The following is a 16,668-nucleotide window of genomic DNA, read 5'->3' as shown; positions in this document are numbered from 1 at the left end:
CCCGCCGGATCAGGACGCAGACGGCCGCCAAGTCGCGATGGCCCAGATGACCACGACGTCGAGGGCGATGATCAGAATCGACCAGGCGGGATAGTACGGAATCCACAGGAAGTTACCCACGATGGAGAGCGCGGCGAGCACGATGGCCGCCACCCGGCCCCACGTCGTGCCCGTGAGCAGCCCAACGGCCGCGATGATCGCGACGATGCCGACGACGATATGGATCCACCCCCACGTCGTGGTGTCGAAGCGGTACACATAGTCGTAGCCGACCACGAACAGATCGTCCGCCGCGACGGCGGAGATCCCCTGCAGGATCGACAGCACACCCACCACGATGAGCAGGACCGCGGCGGCGGTGGAGGTCCCGGCGGCAATGCCCTGCCGCACGGGATGCTGAACATGAGTCATGGCGTCCCCTTCGGTCGATGCTCGAACGGTCAGAACGCGACAGCCGACCCGATCATAGGTTCTCGTCGACGCAATTCCGTACCGCTCGGCATGTGTCGTGTCATCAGGGACGCGGGGGCCGGTGGCCGACCGGCACCGGTCGGCCACCGGGCGATCAGAACTCGACCGTCTGCGGCGCGACGCCGGTCGGGCAGACCATGGTCATGGACGCGGCGGTCATGGGCTCGATCGTCCAGGTCACCGGCAGCTGCGCCGTCGGGCACACGGCGACGCCGGTCACCGTCTGCGTCTTCGAGGTGCTGTTGAAGCACATTCCGGCGGCGCAGTACACGCCCTCGGGCGGGGCCGCCGTCGCGGACCCCGCCGCGGCCACCGCGGCCACCGCGATCCCCACTCCCGTCACACCCACAGCGATGCGTTTCATCCTTGCTCCGTTCTCCGCCCCGGCCGCCGCCGGATCGATGGTTATCAACGAGCAACTGCTTCGGCACACTGTATGGCGCGTCGGCGGCGATATCCGCACGCCATGCCCAAGAAACCGACACACCGACCGGCTGCCATCTTTTCCGTGACTCTCCCGGCGCGCCCAGCGTCCGGCATGGAATGATGCCCGACGACATCGTCCTGTGTGACCGGATCAAGGAGGCTCACCCCGGTGCAGAGCGTTCCGCAGACCCCGCAGCTCGACCCGACCCTGCCCGTCCGCCGAAATCCGCGGCGCCGCAAGACCCTTCGCCGCCTGGGCCTGGTCGCTGCCGGCGTCTCGCTCGCGATCCTCGTCACGGGGCGCGCCTTCGCCATGCCCGCGCACACCGAGACGCCCGGCTGCCTGACCGCGGCGCCGGGCCAGCCGAAGAATGCGACCTGGCCGGTCGAGCCCGCCATGGCGATCGATCAGAGCGCCACCTACACCGCCAACCTGCAGACCAACTGCGGCACGATCGCCATGACCCTGGACGCCGCCCGCGCCCCACACACGGTCAACTCGTTCAAGTTCCTGTCCGATCAGGAGTACTTCAACAACACCCGCTGCCACCGCCTCACCACCGAGAGCATCTTCGTCCTGCAGTGCGGCGATCCCACGGCCACCGGCACCGGCAGCCCCGGCTACCAGTTCGCCGACGAAAACCTCGACGGCGCCACCTACCCCGCGGGCACCGTCGCCATGGCCAACGCGGGCCCGAACACCAACGGCAGCCAGTTCTTCCTGGTCTACTCCGACACCCAGCTCCCCCCGAAGTACACCCCCTTCGCCCACATCACCAGCGGCATGGACGTTTTGCAGAACATCGCCCGGGGCGGCACCCGCGACGGTTCCCCCGACGGCGCCCCCGCCTCCGACATCGTTCTGCAGACGGTTACCACCATCAACTGACGCCGGGCGCGATCGCCGTTCTCGACGAACGTGATTCACCCACCTGCTGAGGCGACGGCCAGCGGACGGTTCGGTCGCCGTGGTGAACCGGACCGTCCGCTGGCGGGACAGATGCGCAACGCCGGAAAAGACCGCGAGATCGGTCCACGGTCGGTAGAAGTCTCGCGAATCGACCAGGCCGGAGTTCTCGGCCGCCCGGATAGCGAGCCCCGAGCAGCCCGCCCCCACCCGGACCGGCTGACCGCCCGTGCCATCGTCAGCCCAGGCGCATCATCGACGACCACGCCTGGGACCACGGCGTTTTCGGATTGTCGCAGCGCCAGAGGGTGACGTCGCGGGTGATACCCGGGAAGCCCAGCCGGGAGTCGGCGCGACCGATCGCGGACACCTCGGCGCAGCGGGCGCGGGGCTCGGAGCCGTCGCCGCCGACCCAGACGACGGTCGTCGCGGAATCGGGTGGGGTGCCGAAATAGCCGAAGCCGCGGTTGGGGCTGTAGACCGCGGGCAGACCGTGGTCGGGGCGGGCGACGTCCAATGCGCTGGCCTGCCAATAGGAGTCGGCGATCACCACGGCACGGGCGCGGTCCGCCTCCGGCAGCGACCGGTAGGCCGCGGCGGTGGCCCGCGCCAGTTCCGGCCAACCGAGTTTGGCGTAGATCGACATATTCATGGCCGCCTCCCGCTCGTCGGCGGCCGGGCGCAGGTTGCGCTCCGGCTGCACCGGCAGCGCCCACACCACGACGGCCGCCGAGACGATCGACAGCAGCGCCGCCACGATCGTGCGCCACCTGGCCGCCCGCCGCGTCCACAGCACCGCCCCGGCCGCCATCACCACCGGGTAGCAACCCAGCACGTAGTACGGGCGGCCGTCGGTGATCAGAAAGACCGCGAGGAGCACGATCGGCACCACGGCGAAGAAGCGATACGGGCGCAGCGCCTCGAGCCGCAGCAGCGCCACCATGCCGCACACCAGCAGCGTCACGCCCAGCAAACCCGCGATCGCGAGCGCGATCGGCACGAATGTCAGCCGCCCGCCCATCGTCTCCTGCTCGGCCGCCACCTGCGCGCCCATCCCCAGCTGCGGCCAGCCGTGCCGGGCCTGCCAGAACAGACTGGGCAGCATGGTCAGAACCACCAGCGCCGCGCCCCACCACAGCGCCGCCTGCCGCAGCATCGCCCGCGGGCCGAAGATCAGCACACCTACCGCAATCGCCGCCCAGAAGAATGGGACCAGCCATTTCACCTGCATATCGATGGCGGTGACGACACCCGCCCAGAACAGCAGATCGGCGCGCCGGGTCCGCACCCAGCGCACCACCAGCCAGCCGATCGCCACCCACAGCGCGGTATCGAGCGAGTTCGTCGCCAGCTGCGTCCCCTGAATCAACAGGAACGGCGACACCGCGTAGGCGACCGCCGTCAGCACCTGCGCCCCGCGCGAACCCCCCAGTTCCCGCGCGGTCTGCGCGCTGACCACAATGGCCGCCAATGTCACCAGCACCGACGGAAGTCGTTGCGCCACCAGCGAACCCGGCGCGAGTTCGTCCATCAGGCGCGCGATCGCGGGCACCAGCGGCCCCTGATCGGCATAGCTCTCGGCCAGCCGCCGCCCCGCCGCGATGAAATACAGCTCGTCGCCGAAGAATCCGTATCGCCCGATCGAGGCCAGCAGCGCGACCGCCGAAATCGCGACCACCGCCGTCACTCCCACCGTCGCGAACGGCGGCCGTTCGGTATCACCTTGCGGCGCCCCGGTTTCCAGTACTGTCGTCATTCGTCCTTCCCCTTCCGAGTGGCCAGATCGAACAGTCGGCACACCTCGGCCGCGTACTGATCCACATCCCAGTCCGGTTCTCGGATGGCCCGCCCCGCCGCGCCATCGATGGTGTCGCGCAGAACCTTTGCCATCACGACCGGGTCGAATTCGCCGAATTCTCCGCTGTCCTGCCCCACCCGCAGAATCTCGATGAGTGGCTTGATGATCGGGCCCTCCCCCTCATCCGAGGTGAACCGCAGCGTGCCATCCGGATTGCGCAGATTGATCACCACATCCGTCATCGCGGCCACATACATCCGATTCGCGTCGATGAACCGCAGATTCGAATCCAAATAGGTCAGCAACTTGTCGCGCGCCCCCACGGCCTGCCCCACCGCCGGCCCCACGAACTCGCCCCCCGAAACATAGAGCTGCACAACCAGTTCGGCCATCAGCTCGTCCTTCCCATCGAAGTGATACGAGATGACCCCCTTGGAAATCCCCGCCCGCTTGGCAATCCGCGCCAACGAGGCATTCCCATACCCCACCTCGGAGATCACCTCCACCGCCGCCGCGATGATCTGCCGCCGCCGCGCCTCCTCGATGAACGACCGCCGTCGACCACCCGTCTCATTTTCTGGCCGCATGGCCAAATTTTAGGCCACCGGGCCACTCACCCCCAACCCGGAAGTTCCGGGGGCAGCGGCCATCCCGCGGCCGAACTCAGGGCTGCACCACGAGGACGACGGCGGCGTTGAGAGCCAGCCCGATCCCGATACCGCCGACGGTCCAGCCAATGGCCTTGGCGCTGTTGCGGATCAGCCAGCGGTTCATGCGCTGCAGGATCGGGTCGACACGCCGATGGGCGACGAGGCGCGCCAGCGACAGCAGCAGGGCGGGAAGGATCATGAGGAGGCAGTAACCGGCGAGCAGCGCACCGGTTGCCTGCCAGCCGAGGTCGGCGTTGGCGATGAGGCCGACCGCGGCCAGGTACGGGAGCATGGTCGCGACCTCGAGGGCGGTGGCCAGCAGTGCCAGGCTGATCAGGCCGGTGGCGCTGCCGCTGCCGGACATGGCGCGCGCCCGCCACCGCTGGACCCTGCCTTCGTTGCGGATTCGAACCGATCGATGAGTGCCGTGCAATCCCCTTCCCGGCTACGCTGGACAGAGTGCTCGACGATCTCGCCGGTAAGCGGACCGGTGAGCGCATCCAGATTCTGCGGCAGCGCAGGGGTCTCAGTCGGCCGGTCCTGGCTGGCCTCGTCGGCATGTCCGCGTCGTGGCTCAGGGGGATCGAGCGGGGTACTCGGTTGCCGCCACGGTTGCCGCAATTGGGGAAACTGGCGGAAGCGCTGGCGGTCGGCGACGTCGCCGTGCTCGCCGGAATCGATATGGATCTGGGCGGTGCGACATCCATCCCGGTGGCCTCGTTCGCGCGCATTCCGCACGACGCCGTGCCCGCGATCCGCGCGGCCGTCCGCGATCCGCTGCTGGTGGTCCCCGCCGGGCCCGTCGACGTCCCGGCGCTGACGTCCAGGACGGCCGATGCCTGGCGGCTGTGGCACCACTCCCGCAGGCATCGGACGGATGTCGGCCGTATCCTTCCCCGGCTCGTCACCGACGCTCGTGTTGCGGCCCGGATCACCGAAGGGCCTGATCGTCGCGCCGCCAATGCGGTGCTGGCCGACGTCTATGCCCTGGTACAGCACGAAGTCGTGTGGGCCAGTGAGACGGATCTGATCTGGACGGCGGCCGACCGCGCCCTGACGGCAGCGCAAGAAGCCGATACTCCGGCGGCACTGGCCAGCGCCGGATGGACGCTGGGCATGGTGCAGCGATCCGTGGGCGACACCGACGCCGCGCTGACCCTGACACGTGATGTCGCGGCCCTGCTGGAACCGCGACTCGAAGATGCCGAAGACGACATTCGCGGCATGTACGGTGCACTCCAATTGCATGCGGCGGTAACGGCCGCCCGGGCCGGACGCGAAGGGGACGCCTGGCGATACTGGGACGCCGCACGCGCAACGGCGGCACGCCTCGGCGAGCGTTACCACCACCCGTGGACGATGTTCGGCACGTCGAATGTCAAGTTGCACGCCGTATCGATCGATGCCGATCTGTCCAAATCCTGCGACGCCCGGACGCATGCCGAGGCCATCGATCCGGACGAGATCCCCAGCCGAGAGCGCCGCGGACGACTCGGCGTCGAAATCGCCCGGTCCTACCACCAGCGCCGCGACTACGCCGCCGCGCTGCATTGGCTCGAGCAGGCATATGTGACCTCCGCCGATTCCGTGCGCTACTCACCGACGGCCCGCCAGATGACCGCCGACACCGTGGACCGCGGTGGCGCTCTCATCAGCCGCAGAGCGCGCTCGCTCGCCGAGAGTCTCGGACTGCCCGTCTGATCGAGCGCGCGCACTGCACCCCTCCCGTCGGTGCCGCACAGCGCACCCCTCCCTGCCGGACAGCTACCGCACGCTGTTCAGGAGCGAGAACCGACGAACAGCGAAGGAGCGCAGATGTTTCCCGACCCGATTCCCGGCGCGCACCCATCACGGGACCGTCTCGACGGAGAACCGCACACGATCGAGAATCGCATCCAGGAGGACGTCGACCGCATCATCGCGCGCTGGCGCGAACAGCATCCCGAGCGTGACCGATGATGGTCCTACATGCCGCCAACAGCATCGCCGAATACCGCTGCGACATATGGCCCACCGGCCTGACGCCCGAGCGCGCGCTCGAACTGCGCCTCATCCACGAAGCGCATCCGCTCACACTCTGTTCCGTTCGGCTCGCGTCCATCGCGCGATTGGTCGGTTGCCGGATCCCTCCTGCTGTCGCCATACGGGCAAGCGAGTGATCGAGCATACGAAAGGGCCGCGCACCCAACGGAAGCGCGGCCCTTTCGGTGAGTGAACTACAGGTACTGCCCCGTATTCGACTCGGTGTCGATCGCTCGGCTCGCCGAGGCGTTCTTGCCGGTGACCAGGGTGCGGATGTAGACGATGCGCTCGCCCTTCTTGCCCGAGATGCGGGCCCAGTCATCGGGATTCGTGGTGTTGGGCAGGTCCTCGTTCTCGGAGAACTCGTCCACGATCGAATCGTAGAGATGCTGGATGCGCAGGCCCGGGTTGCCGGTTTCGAGGACCGACTTGATGGCGTACTTCTTGGCGCGGTCGACGATGTTCTGGATCATGGCGCCGGAGTTGAAGTCCTTGAAGTACAGGACCTCCTTGTCACCGTTGGCGTAGGTGACCTCCAGGAAGCGGTTGTCCTCGCTCTCGGCGTACATGCGCTCGACGACGCGCTCGATCATCGCCTTCACGCACTTGGACCGGTCGCCGCCGAATTCGGCCAGATCGTCGGCGTGCAGCGGCAGCCCCTCGACCAGGTACTTCGAGAAGATGTCCTGGGCCGCTTCGGCATCCGGGCGCTCGATCTTGATCTTCACGTCCAGACGGCCGGGTCGCAGGATGGCCGGGTCGATCATGTCCTCGCGGTTGGACGCGCCGATCACGATGACGTTCTCGAGGCCCTCGACGCCGTCGATCTCGCTGAGCAACTGCGGCACGACCGTGGTCTCCACATCGGAGGACACGCCCGAACCACGAGTGCGGAAGATCGAGTCCATCTCGTCGAAGAACACGATCACCGGAGTGCCCTCGGATGCCTTCTCCCGCGCCCGCTGGAAGATGATCCGGATGTGCCGCTCGGTCTCGCCCACGAACTTGTTCAGCAGCTCGGGACCCTTGATGTTGAGGAAGAAGGACTTGGCCTCCTTGGCGTCCTCACCGCGCGCCTCGGCGATCTTCTTGGCCAGCGAGTTGGCGACGGCCTTGGCGATCAACGTCTTACCGCAACCGGGCGGACCGTAGAGCAGCACGCCCTTCGGCGGGCGCAGCGCGTACTCGCGGAACAGATCCTTGTGCAGGAACGGCAGTTCCACCGCGTCGCGGATCTGCTCGATCTGGCGCGACAGGCCGCCGATGTCCTCGTAGTCGACGTCGGGCACCTCCTCGAGCACGAGGTCCTCGACCTCGGCCTTGGGGATGCGCTCGAAGGCGAAGCCCGCCTTGGTGTCGACCAGCAGCGAATCGCCCGGCCGCAGTTTGCGGATCGGCTGATCCGGATCCTCGATGTCGTCGGCGTCCACCAGCGAGCTCAGCGGGCCCGACAGCCAGACCACCCGCTCCTCGTCGGCGTGGCCGACCACCAGGGCGCGGCGGCCGTCGTCGAGGACCTCGCGCAGCGTGCCGATCTCACCGGTCTGGTCGTAGGTGCCCGCCTCGACCACGGTGAGCGCCTCGTTGAGGCGGACGGTCTGCCCGTAGTGCAGCGTGGACGTGTCGATATTCGGCGAACACGTCAGCCGCATCTTGCGCCCCGAGGTGAACACGTCGACCGTCTGATCGTCGTAGACACCGATCAGGACGCCGTAGCCGCTCGGCGGCTGGCCCAGCCGATCGACCTCCTCGCGCAGGGCGACCAGCTGCTGGCGGGCCTCCTTCAAGGTGTCCATGAGCTTGGTGTTGCGAATCGTCAGCGAATCGATACGCGCTTCCAATTCCCTTGTGCGATCCGGAGAGTCGGCGAGTTGCCTTCGGAGTGCAGCCGCCTCGGCGCGTACTGCCTCGAGTTCCCTCCAGGCCGCCGAATCCGAATTCTCGATGGGGCTCATGATGCTGCTCCTCCCAGTCCCGGTCTATCAACGCTACCGGGCGCGAACCGTTCTCGCTTTCCGACATGGTTTCGTCGTGATCACATCTCGGCTGCGGCCTGCGGCCGAGCAACCATGTTAGCCTGCCCTAACCTGTTTCCGGCGAGTTAATTCGCCGGACCGACCGAAAGGTGTGTTCGATGCTCCTTCCCACCGGCGGTACCCGCTGTAGTGGCAACGTTGCACGCACTGTTCGTGTTTCCGTTGCTACCGCATTCGCCGCCTTCGCCGTTACGGGCATTGTGGCCTGTGGGTCCGACAAGTCCAACGATGCTCCGGCCGGTAGTACCCCCAACAGCGCTGTGACCAGCATCACCGCCTCCAGCGGGGCGGGCGATCACGCCGCGGCCACACCCACCCCCGAGGCGCTGCAGGCCACCCTGGACGGCCTGGTCGATCCGGCCAAGCCGACCGCCGACAAGGAGAAGCTGGTCGTCGACGGGCAGAAGCGGGCCGCCAATATCGACACCATGACCAAGGGCCTGGCCAACTACGGCAAGATCCTGTTCACCGTCTCCGACGTCAAGACCACCGGCGACACCGCCACCGCCCAGGTCGTCATCACCTCCCCGCACGGTCCGGCCCCGGCCATGCCGATGACCTGGCAGCACACCTCGGCCGGTTGGCAGCTCTCCGACGCCAGCGCCTGCCAGATCCTGGCCATGGGCATGGCCCCCTGCCAGGCGTAACCGCCTGTCCCCCAGCTTCTCCCGGCCGCGGCGCCGCTCTCAGCCCTTCGAAGGGCGGCGCTGCGGCTTCGGCGGGGTCACGCCGTCGGCCAGCCTGCGCGCGCTGACCAGGAACGCCGTATGCCCCTGCATCCGATGTTCCGGCCGCACCGCCAGCCCCACCACGTGCCACGGGCGGATCAGCGATTCCCACGCCCGCGGCTCGGTCCAGCACTGCTGCTGCCGCAGCGCCTCCACCACCTCCGACAGCTGCGTGACCGTCGCCACGTACACGATCAGCACACCGCCCGGAATCAGCGCCTTGGCCACCGCGGGCAGCGCCTCCCAGGGCTTGAGCATGTCCAGTACGGCGCGATCGACCTGCTCACCGCTGTACTCGGCGACGTCGCCGACCGTCAGGCTCCAGTTAGCGGGGCGTTCGCCGAAGAACCGCTCGACGTTGCGGACCGCATGCTCGGCATGGTCGTCGCGGATCTCGTAGGAGACCACCTGCCCCTCGGGCCCGACCGCGCGCAGCAGCGAGCAGGTCAGCGCGCCGGAACCGGCCCCCGCCTCGAGCACCCGCGCACCGGGGAACACGTCGCCCTCGTGCACGATCTGCGCGGCGTCCTTGGGATAGATCACCGCCGCGCCGCGCGGCATCGACAGCACATAGTCGACCAGCAGCGGGCGCAGCGCCAGATACGGTGTGCCGTTGGCGGATTGGACCACGCAGCCCTCGTCGGCGCCGATCAGGTCGTCGTGGCGGATCGGGCCCTTGTGGGTGTGGAACTCCTTGCCCGCCTCCAGCACGACCGTGTGCTGGCGGCCCTTGGCATCGGTCAGTTGCACCCGGTCACCGGTGGTGAATGGACCGGTCCGTCTGGCCGTCATGGATCTCCGTTCTGCTGCGTCTTTTTCCAGGTTGGTGCGGGCGTGCCGGATTTGTCGGTGCCCCCGGATAGCCTGCCAGGTATGACAGCGCCGCCGACGCCGACCCCGCCCGGGTCCGCGAATCCCGACGCCTCCTATGGCGCCGACAGACACAGCCCCGCGCTGTCGCCGTCGCGGGCAAGCGATTTCAAACAATGTCCGTTGAAATACCGATTGCGGGCGATAGATCGGATTCCGGAGCCGCCCGCGCGGTATGCGGTGCGCGGCACGGTCGTGCACGCGGTGCTGGAATCGCTGTATCGGTTACCGAGCGGTGAACGCATTCCCGAGCGCGCGGCCGCGCTGGTCGCCCCGGCGTGGGAACGATTGCTGGCCGAACGCCCCGAGGTGGGTGCGCTGGTCCCCGACGGCCCGGACGCCTTCCTCGACGAGGTGCGCGCACTGGTGCGCGGCTACTACCGACTGGAGGACCCCACCGCCTTCGATCCCGAATCCTGCGAGGCGCTGATCGAGGTGGCGCTGCCCGATGGCTCCCCGCTGCGCGGTTACGTCGATCGGATCGATATCGCCCCGGGCGGTCGGCTGCGCGTGGTGGACTACAAGACCGGCCGCGCCCCCCGACTGGAGGGCGAGGGGCGGGCGCTGTTCCAGTTGAAGTTCTACGCGCTGATCATGCTGCGGGCGCGCGGGGTGGTCCCGGCGCAGCTGCGGCTGCTCTATCTGACCGACGGGCAGATCCTCACCTACACCCCCGACGCGGACGAGCTGCTGCGCTTCGAGCGAATCGTCTCGGCGCTGTGGGCGGCGATCAGCACGGCCGGGCGCACCGGCGACTTCCCGCCCAATCCGGGCTGGGTGTGCGAGTTCTGCGACTACAAACCCCTGTGCCCGGCGTACGGCGGCACGCCGCCGCCGTACCCGGGCTGGCCCGCCTCCCAGGCGTGAAAACCGGTCAGAAGGCCCGACAGGACCGGATATCGGTGGCCAGGATCGCCTTCGCCCCCAGCTCGGCCAGCTGATCCATCACATCGTTGCCCTGTTTGCGCGGCACCAACGCGCGCACCGCGACCCAGCCCGGATCGGTCAGCGGCGAGACCGTCGGCGACTCCAGGCCCGGGGTGATCTCGACCGCGGCGTCGAGCAGCTCCTTCGGGCAGTCGTAGTCGAGCATGAGGTACTGCTGCGCGAACACCACACCCTGTACCCGCGCGACCAGCTGATTGCGCGCCCGGTCGCGGTGATCGGAACCGGCCGCCTCGATCAGCACCGCCTCCGAATCGCACAGCGATTCACCGAACGGAATCAGGTTGTGCTGCCGCAACGTCCGGCCCGAGCCGACCACATCGGCGATGGCGTCGGCGACGCCGAGCTGGATCGAGATCTCCACCGCGCCGTCGAGCCGGATCACCTCGGCCTGAATCCCGCGCCGTTGCAGATCGCGCAGCACCAGATTGGGATAGGCGGTGGCGATGCGCTTGTCGTAGAGGTCCTCGACCTTCCATTCACGCCCCGCCGGGGCGGCGTAGCGGAAGGTGGAGCGGCCGAACCCCAGGCTCAGCCGCTCCTGCACCGGCGCACCCGAATCAAGCGCCAGGTCACGTCCGGTGATACCCAGATCCAGCTCACCCGAACCCACATAGATGGCAATATCTTTGGGCCGCAGGAAGAAGAACTCGACCTGGTTGGCATTGTCGAGCACGGACAGATCGCGCGAATCGGTGCGCTTGCGGTAACCGGCCTCGGACAGGATCTCGACGGCGGATTCGGAGAGGGCGCCCTTGTTGGGGACGGCGACGCGGAGCATGGGATTGTCCTTTCCGGACGGCTGAGGAGCGGGGTTCACGACAGTGCCTCGATCACAGATGTCGGTACACGTCCTCGAGCCGCAGCCCGCGGCCCACCATCAGCACCTGCACCCAATACAGCAGCTGCGAGATCTCCTCGGCGAGGTGCTCGTCACTCTCGTGCTCGGCCGCCAGCCACACCTCACCGGCCTCCTCCAATACCTTCTTCCCCTGCGCATGCACACCGGCGTCCAATGCCGCCACGGTCCCGGATCCCTCCGGACGGTTGACCGCACGATCCTGCAGCTCGGCGAACAGGGTTTCGAAAGTCTTCACGGGTAGGCATTGTTTCAGACGGCCGGGTACCGCCCGCACTCGGTTGTCCAAGATCACGGGCGGCGCCTGGTCGGCAATGTCCGCCCGGACTACCCCGCGCTCGCCAGCAGTTCCGCCAGCTCGCCCACGGCCACCCGCAACTGGGCGGCGAATTCGTGCATCTGGTCGGCGACCTCGGTGGGGGTGGCGAGGTAGATGTTCCAGCGGTCGGGCAGCAGCACATAGGCGACGCCGATGCATTTGCGGCTGGTGCAGCCGAAGCCGAAGTACTGGACGTTGACCGAGGGGGCGGAGCTGGTGCTCAGGTAGTCGTCGCGGGTGATCCGCCAGCCGGGGCTGTCGTAGAACGGCATGGGCTCGGTCGCGTCGAGTTGTTCGCCGCGGCGGCGCTGGATGAGCTGCAGCTCCCACAGGTGCTGTTCGGGGGCGTCGCCGCGCTGGCATTCCTTGGCGCGGGTCACGTGCGCGTCGGCGGCGGCGCGCGCCCTGGCCAGCCTGGTCGCCGTATCCGCGGCCGGATCGCCCATCGTCGCGACGAATTCCACGATCTGCGGGGTGACCACGCGCATGGCCTCGGTGCGCCCGCCGCGCAGCTGGCGGGTCGCGATGGATTCGTAGGTCGCCCCGGTCAGGCCCTTGCTGCGCCGATGCGCCAGCTGATACGACAGCTGCGCGAACGCGTCCGGCGAGATGCCCAGCGCCTTGGCGCGCCGGGTACCGAAATCCTCGAACGACACGATCGCGGTGGCATTGTCGGCAGCGAACTGGGCGAATGCCGCGGCGGCCGAGGAGATCTCGGCGCGCACCAGCTCGTCGAGCACGAATTCGATCGGTTCGATCGCGGGCAGCCCCTGCGGCTGCGCCCCGGACCGCTCGGCATGCTCGCTCACCGGTGTCTCGAGCAGCGTATCGACGAACGACAGGATGGTGGTGCCGTCCAGGCCGCAATGCTCGACATTGATTCCGGCCCGGCCGTCGGCGAAGACAACGAACGACACGGCCTTGTCGAACCAGCGGTTGGCGCTGTCACCGTGCAGCAGCTGGTCGCAGGCGTGCAGGGTGTCGCGCGGGGCGAAATCCTCCAGACAGACGCAGAACAGGGCGGTTTCGATGGTGTCGAACGCCGTCACGTTCGCCGGTTCGGTCCGCAGCGCCGACCGCACCCCCGCCCACTGCGCGCGGGCCAGCGTGGTCAGATGCCCCACCGACGTCTCGGTCGACGCCCGGCGGGCGCCCGCCTTGAGCACCGCCCGCAACCCGTCGGCCAGATCGCCGGGCGTATAGGGCACACCGTTCGGCCCTATCACGTCCATCCGGAACATATTGCCGCGGTGGAAGACCACGATATGGCGGGCGCGCGAGGGGCCGGGCCACTCCTCGCTGTAGGGCACGCGCACTGTGTCCTGCGGATCGCCCGGAATCCGGGTCTCGGAGAACAGGTATTTGTTCTGCGCCATCGACAGATGCTGTCCGCGCTGGGTGACCGGCGGGATGGCCTCGTCGTCGAGCAGCAGCTTGTAGTTCACCGCGGCGGAGACGATCGCCGCCGCCCGCTCGGCCTGCTGCTCGGAGGTGGACCGGGCCAGCGCGGTGTCGTCACGGAACAGGAAGAAGAAGTTGGCGTTCAACGCGATCCGGTCGCGTCGGCCCAGATACCGGGCGGGCCAGAACTCGTCGAGCCAGCTGGTCACGCCGGGCGTGGCGTCGAAGCGCCGCAGATCGGCATGCAGCTTGCGGCCGGGCCCGTCGGGTCGTTTCAGATCGGCGAGCGCGGCCTCGGTCTCGGCGTACTCGGCCTCGGTCAGCAGCGGCGCGCACCATTGCAGGAAGCGCGCGCAGCTGTCCTCCAGGCTGGGCAGCGGCACGCGGGGCAGCTGATCGTCGAAGGCGAAGGTACGGTCGGTCACGGGCGGTCCTCGCGGTGGTGGGGAGTGGGACGGTCGTCGGGCAGACAGATATGGAGTTCGGCGTGCAGCCAGCCGTCGGCCTCCAGGCCGGTCGGGTCGATCCCCCTGTCCGACAGGGCCTTCAGCACCTGCTTCTGCTCGTCGGCGGAGGCGAAACGGCGCTGCCGGAAGGTGCCGGGACGGCGCTCGACGCGGTAGCCGATCCGCGCCAGCTCACGGCCGATCGGCTCGAAGTCGAACATGCGCATGACGAAATGCATCATCCACGGCAGCCGATGGCCGTGTGCGCGCGCCACGCGCAGCAGGGTGCGCTCGCTGATGTAGCCGATGCAGCCGGTGGAGATCACCACATCGGCGGAGGCGAGCAGCTGCCGTTGCGGCTCGGTGGGATCGGCGACCTCGAGATCGGCATGCACCACCTCGTGCAACAGGCCCGCGGCCGCGGCATACCGCAGCGCCGGCGCGGAGGCGTCCATACCGATGAACCGCACGCCGGGTTGGTGGTCGACGCCGGCCAGCCGGTCGCGATCGCGCGCGATCCGAGCGGCGGTGTCGCCGGATCGATAGTGCTCGGCGAGCTCGGCGATGGTGGCGTCGAAGCGCAGCAGGGCGGCGTTGACGCCGTAGGAGCAGCCCAGATCCAGTACCGTCGGCGGGTGGCCGAGCGTGGCGGCGCACTCGGCGAACAACCCGTGGAAATGCGGTTTCGCCAATTCCGGTATGCAGTAGTCCAATTCGGCCAGTCGGCCGTAGTAGGCGCTGGGGTCGGGGCGATCGTAGATGTCGTCGAACGAGGCTTTTCCGGTGCTGTGCAACGAAACCGGCACGGGCAGGTCCCTCTCAGTCGAGTAGTCGATCGCCGCGCACGGAATTCCCGGCCGCGACGACGTGATCCGCGAGCACCCGCCCGAACAGCTGGCGGGTGCGTTCGACCGTCCCGATGATTCCGGGCCGCTCGCTGTAGGCGAAGATCGCCGTGTGCCGCTGGATGTCCCCGGTGACCGGCGCGACCCGGTGCAGCGAGAACCGCCCCTGGAACAGCTGCAGGTCCCCGGGCCGCAGGCGCAGTCGGCGCACGAAACGCTCCCCCGAATCGGTCAGCACCGCCCGCACATCGGCGAGGTTCTCCGCCTCCGGGGTGCGAATGTTCGGGCAGTACTCGAAGATTCCCCCGCCCTCGGGCTCCTGGGTGAGCAGGGAGACGGTGAACGCGTTGGTATCGAAATGCCACGGATGCGACTGGCCGGGCGCGACCACGTTCAAACACAGCCCCGCCAGCGGATCGGTGTACTCGTGCAATTCGGCCAGCCCGAAGCAGTCGGCCACGAACCGCTGGAACACCGGACTGGTGTAGAGAACCTGGATCAGCGCGTGGCGCGGAATGAGATCCCGTGCCACGAAGGCATTTCCGCGCTCCAGCACGATGCGCCCGGGATGATCCGGCGGCAACTCGGTATCCAGCGGAATGTTGTAGGCGTTGACGCGCTCGACCGTGTAGTACGCCCGCGGCGCCAGCGCGGCACCCTCGGCCCGCAGCGTCTCCAGCAGTTCGGCCCGGACGAACCCCGGCAGCACGGTGCACCCCTGGGCCGCCAGCTCCGCCCGCGCCCGCTCGACCACCGTCCGCCGCCCCACCCCGCTCACCTCACCCAGCGGATACCGACCGGTATCCACCACCGCCGCGAGCGCCGCCGAATCCGCCTCTCCCCCATCCCCTTCCGAGGCACACGTGTCTACCCAACCCCCGTCGCCCGCCACCATGCCGACCATTGTGACCCGCCCACACCGCCCGCACGGCCGATTTGATCAGATCGTTGGGAGACCTCACAAACTACCGAGTAGCAATGCCGGTCGGATCTATTCGCCCCCACAACCGACACACCGGACAGCGACCTGCCGAGCGGTAGCTCGGCCGGATGCGGACGGAAAACCACCCGGACGGCCGAACACCCGACGTTTCAATGGGTCTCGACATGGACGTCGAGCGGCGCTACGCCGTCGCGGTCGCCCGCATCAGCTCGTATTCGAACAGGTACTCCGCGGGCGCGCCCGGCGCGCCGAGGTTGGAGCGGGCGGCGAGGTCGAGGAGGTCGGCGTGCAGGGCCGCGGCGCGCTCGGGGTGGTCGAGCAGGTCGGCGAAGGCGGTTTGGATGGGGGCGAAGGAGGTTTCGAAGAATTCGATGAAGTGGGTGGGGCTGGGGGCGGTGAGGCGGAAGCTGCGGGTGGTGGCCTCGAGGGTGGCAATGCGGTCGCCGAACAGCCAGAGCACGTGATCGCGGTTGGACCACAGCCAGGGCGGCAGTGCGTCGGGGGGCGGCGGGGCGTAGTAGGCCAGGGTGGCCAGGATTTCGCAGATCCAGGAGCGGCGCGTCCAGGCGATCAAGCCGAGGGTGCCACCGGGTCGGACGACGCGGACGAATTCGTCGGCGACGTCCTGATGGCGGGGCGCGACGATCGCCCCGGCCGAGGAGGTGATCACGTCGAAGGACGAGTCCGGGAAGGGCAAATCCTGGGCATCCGCCTCGATCCAGTCGATCTCCACGCCCTGGGCCAGCGCCTCGAGCCGGCCGTCGGAGAAGTTCTGCTCGCTGATATCGGTGCCGACCACCTCGGCCCCGGCCCACGCGGCATCGATCGCGACCGTTCCCGACCCGGTCCCGACGTCGAGCACCCGCATGCCGGGCCCGACCCCGCAGGCGGTCACCAGTTGCGGACCCAGCTCGCCCAGGGCCGTCTTGGCGAACCGGTGGAAGTCACCGAGGGCCCAGGTGCTGCTCACTTCGAGAGGAATCTTCGTTTCGACCATGGGAC

At 68.3% G+C, this 16,668-nt stretch carries 18 protein-coding genes; 5 read left to right on the top strand and 13 right to left on the bottom strand.

The annotated features are described in order from the left end of the window. Nucleotides 1-9: 9 nt before the first annotated feature. Complete coding sequence (locus NDR87_RS15440; RefSeq protein WP_251913761.1) at nt 10-411, bottom strand: hypothetical protein; 402 nt, start codon at nt 409-411, stop codon at nt 10-12. Between the two features lie 154 nt (nt 412-565). Beyond that, nucleotides 566-835, bottom strand: coding sequence for a hypothetical protein (locus NDR87_RS15435; RefSeq protein ID WP_251913762.1), 270 nt, complete (start codon nt 833-835; stop codon nt 566-568). 231 nt (nt 836-1,066) lie between these two features. On the opposite strand from NDR87_RS15435, the gene NDR87_RS15430 reads away from it, so the two are divergent. Beyond that, nucleotides 1,067-1,786: a peptidylprolyl isomerase gene (locus tag NDR87_RS15430; protein WP_251913763.1), complete on the top strand. Its 720-nt coding sequence runs from the start codon at nt 1,067-1,069 to the stop codon at nt 1,784-1,786. A gap of 256 nt (nt 1,787-2,042) precedes the next feature. Here the strand turns inward: NDR87_RS15430 and NDR87_RS15425 are convergent, their stop codons facing one another. From NDR87_RS15425 to NDR87_RS15415, 3 genes are all read right to left on the bottom strand, one after another. Then, entirely contained in the window at nt 2,043-3,560 is a 1,518-nt protein-coding gene (locus NDR87_RS15425) for a glycosyltransferase family 39 protein (RefSeq protein ID WP_251913764.1), read from the bottom strand. After that, nucleotides 3,557-4,189 (bottom strand): TetR/AcrR family transcriptional regulator, encoded by a 633-nt coding sequence (locus NDR87_RS15420; protein WP_251913765.1) that lies wholly within the window; start codon nt 4,187-4,189, stop codon nt 3,557-3,559. The genes NDR87_RS15425 and NDR87_RS15420 overlap by 4 nt, the downstream gene beginning before the upstream one ends. Nucleotides 4,190-4,265: 76 nt before the next feature. Beyond that, entirely contained in the window at nt 4,266-4,685 is a 420-nt protein-coding gene (locus tag NDR87_RS15415; protein WP_286013583.1) for a GAP family protein, read from the bottom strand. Between the two features lie 26 nt (nt 4,686-4,711). Between NDR87_RS15415 and NDR87_RS15410 the strand changes: the two genes are divergently transcribed. Next, nucleotides 4,712-5,953 (top strand): helix-turn-helix transcriptional regulator, encoded by a 1,242-nt coding sequence (locus NDR87_RS15410; protein ID WP_251913767.1) that lies wholly within the window; start codon nt 4,712-4,714, stop codon nt 5,951-5,953. 114 nt (nt 5,954-6,067) lie between these two features. Then, nucleotides 6,068-6,211 carry a hypothetical protein gene (locus NDR87_RS15405; RefSeq protein ID WP_251913768.1) on the top strand — a complete coding sequence of 48 codons (144 nt, stop codon included), beginning with the start codon at nt 6,068-6,070 and terminating at the stop codon, nt 6,209-6,211. Nucleotides 6,212-6,468: 257 nt separating this feature from the next. On the opposite strand, the gene arc is transcribed toward NDR87_RS15405, so the two are convergent. Next, a complete protein-coding gene (arc, locus tag NDR87_RS15400; protein WP_251913769.1) occupies nt 6,469-8,229 on the bottom strand; it encodes a proteasome ATPase in 1,761 nt (586 codons plus the stop codon). Between the two features lie 341 nt (nt 8,230-8,570). Between arc and NDR87_RS15395 the strand changes: the two genes are divergently transcribed. Beyond that, nucleotides 8,571-8,957, top strand: coding sequence for a hypothetical protein (locus tag NDR87_RS15395; protein ID WP_251913770.1), 387 nt, complete (start codon nt 8,571-8,573; stop codon nt 8,955-8,957). A gap of 39 nt (nt 8,958-8,996) precedes the next feature. Here the strand turns inward: NDR87_RS15395 and NDR87_RS15390 are convergent, their stop codons facing one another. Continuing rightward, the gene (locus tag NDR87_RS15390; protein WP_251913771.1) at nt 8,997-9,830 is read right to left on the bottom strand and encodes a tRNA (adenine-N1)-methyltransferase; all 834 of its coding nucleotides are present in this window, start codon (nt 9,828-9,830) and stop codon (nt 8,997-8,999) included. An 81-nt stretch (nt 9,831-9,911) separates the two neighbouring features. On the opposite strand from NDR87_RS15390, the gene NDR87_RS15385 reads away from it, so the two are divergent. Beyond that, a complete protein-coding gene (locus tag NDR87_RS15385) occupies nt 9,912-10,775 on the top strand; it encodes a RecB family exonuclease (RefSeq protein ID WP_251913772.1) in 864 nt (287 codons plus the stop codon). Nucleotides 10,776-10,782: 7 nt separating this feature from the next. On the opposite strand, the gene hisG is transcribed toward NDR87_RS15385, so the two are convergent. The 6 genes from hisG to NDR87_RS15355 all read right to left on the bottom strand — a co-directional run bounded on the left by hisG (nt 10,783) and on the right by NDR87_RS15355 (nt 16,636). Next, nucleotides 10,783-11,634 (bottom strand): ATP phosphoribosyltransferase, encoded by an 852-nt coding sequence (gene hisG / locus NDR87_RS15380; RefSeq protein ID WP_251913773.1) that lies wholly within the window; start codon nt 11,632-11,634, stop codon nt 10,783-10,785. A gap of 52 nt (nt 11,635-11,686) precedes the next feature. Then, nucleotides 11,687-11,950: a phosphoribosyl-ATP diphosphatase gene (locus tag NDR87_RS15375; protein WP_251913774.1), complete on the bottom strand. Its 264-nt coding sequence runs from the start codon at nt 11,948-11,950 to the stop codon at nt 11,687-11,689. Between the two features lie 89 nt (nt 11,951-12,039). Beyond that, nucleotides 12,040-13,857, bottom strand: a complete 1,818-nt coding sequence (locus tag NDR87_RS15370) for a choline/carnitine O-acyltransferase (protein ID WP_251913775.1) — start codon at nt 13,855-13,857, stop codon at nt 12,040-12,042. After that, nucleotides 13,854-14,684, bottom strand: a complete 831-nt coding sequence (locus tag NDR87_RS15365; RefSeq protein ID WP_251913776.1) for a class I SAM-dependent methyltransferase — start codon at nt 14,682-14,684, stop codon at nt 13,854-13,856. Before NDR87_RS15365 ends, NDR87_RS15370 begins: the two co-directional genes overlap by 4 nt. Nucleotides 14,685-14,697: 13 nt before the next feature. Continuing rightward, nucleotides 14,698-15,534 carry an arpA protein gene (locus tag NDR87_RS15360; protein ID WP_251913777.1) on the bottom strand — a complete coding sequence of 279 codons (837 nt, stop codon included), beginning with the start codon at nt 15,532-15,534 and terminating at the stop codon, nt 14,698-14,700. Nucleotides 15,535-15,847: 313 nt separating this feature from the next. Next, nucleotides 15,848-16,636 (bottom strand): methyltransferase domain-containing protein, encoded by a 789-nt coding sequence (locus NDR87_RS15355; protein ID WP_251913778.1) that lies wholly within the window; start codon nt 16,634-16,636, stop codon nt 15,848-15,850. Nucleotides 16,637-16,668: the final 32 nt, after the last annotated feature.

This window comes from Nocardia sp. CDC159, assembly GCF_023740735.1.
Classification (GTDB): Bacteria; Actinomycetota; Actinomycetes; order Mycobacteriales; family Mycobacteriaceae; genus Nocardia; species Nocardia pulmonis.
The sequence above is the reverse complement of the archived record's forward strand: the minus strand, read 5'-3'. Positions and strand labels throughout refer to the sequence as shown.

Coding starts and splice junctions, on each gene's coding strand:
- NDR87_RS15440 (WP_251913761.1), bottom strand. CDS start 411: ATGACTCATGTTCAGCATCCCGTGCGGCAGGGCATTGCCGCCGGGACC.
- NDR87_RS15435 (WP_251913762.1), bottom strand. CDS start 835: ATGAAACGCATCGCTGTGGGTGTGACGGGAGTGGGGATCGCGGTGGCC.
- NDR87_RS15425 (WP_251913764.1), bottom strand. CDS start 3,560: ATGACGACAGTACTGGAAACCGGGGCGCCGCAAGGTGATACCGAACGG.
- NDR87_RS15420 (WP_251913765.1), bottom strand. CDS start 4,189: ATGCGGCCAGAAAATGAGACGGGTGGTCGACGGCGGTCGTTCATCGAG.
- NDR87_RS15405 (WP_251913768.1), top strand. CDS start 6,068: ATGTTTCCCGACCCGATTCCCGGCGCGCACCCATCACGGGACCGTCTC.
- arc (WP_251913769.1), bottom strand. CDS start 8,229: ATGAGCCCCATCGAGAATTCGGATTCGGCGGCCTGGAGGGAACTCGAG.
- NDR87_RS15390 (WP_251913771.1), bottom strand. CDS start 9,830: ATGACGGCCAGACGGACCGGTCCATTCACCACCGGTGACCGGGTGCAA.
- NDR87_RS15385 (WP_251913772.1), top strand. CDS start 9,912: ATGACAGCGCCGCCGACGCCGACCCCGCCCGGGTCCGCGAATCCCGAC.
- hisG (WP_251913773.1), bottom strand. CDS start 11,634: ATGCTCCGCGTCGCCGTCCCCAACAAGGGCGCCCTCTCCGAATCCGCC.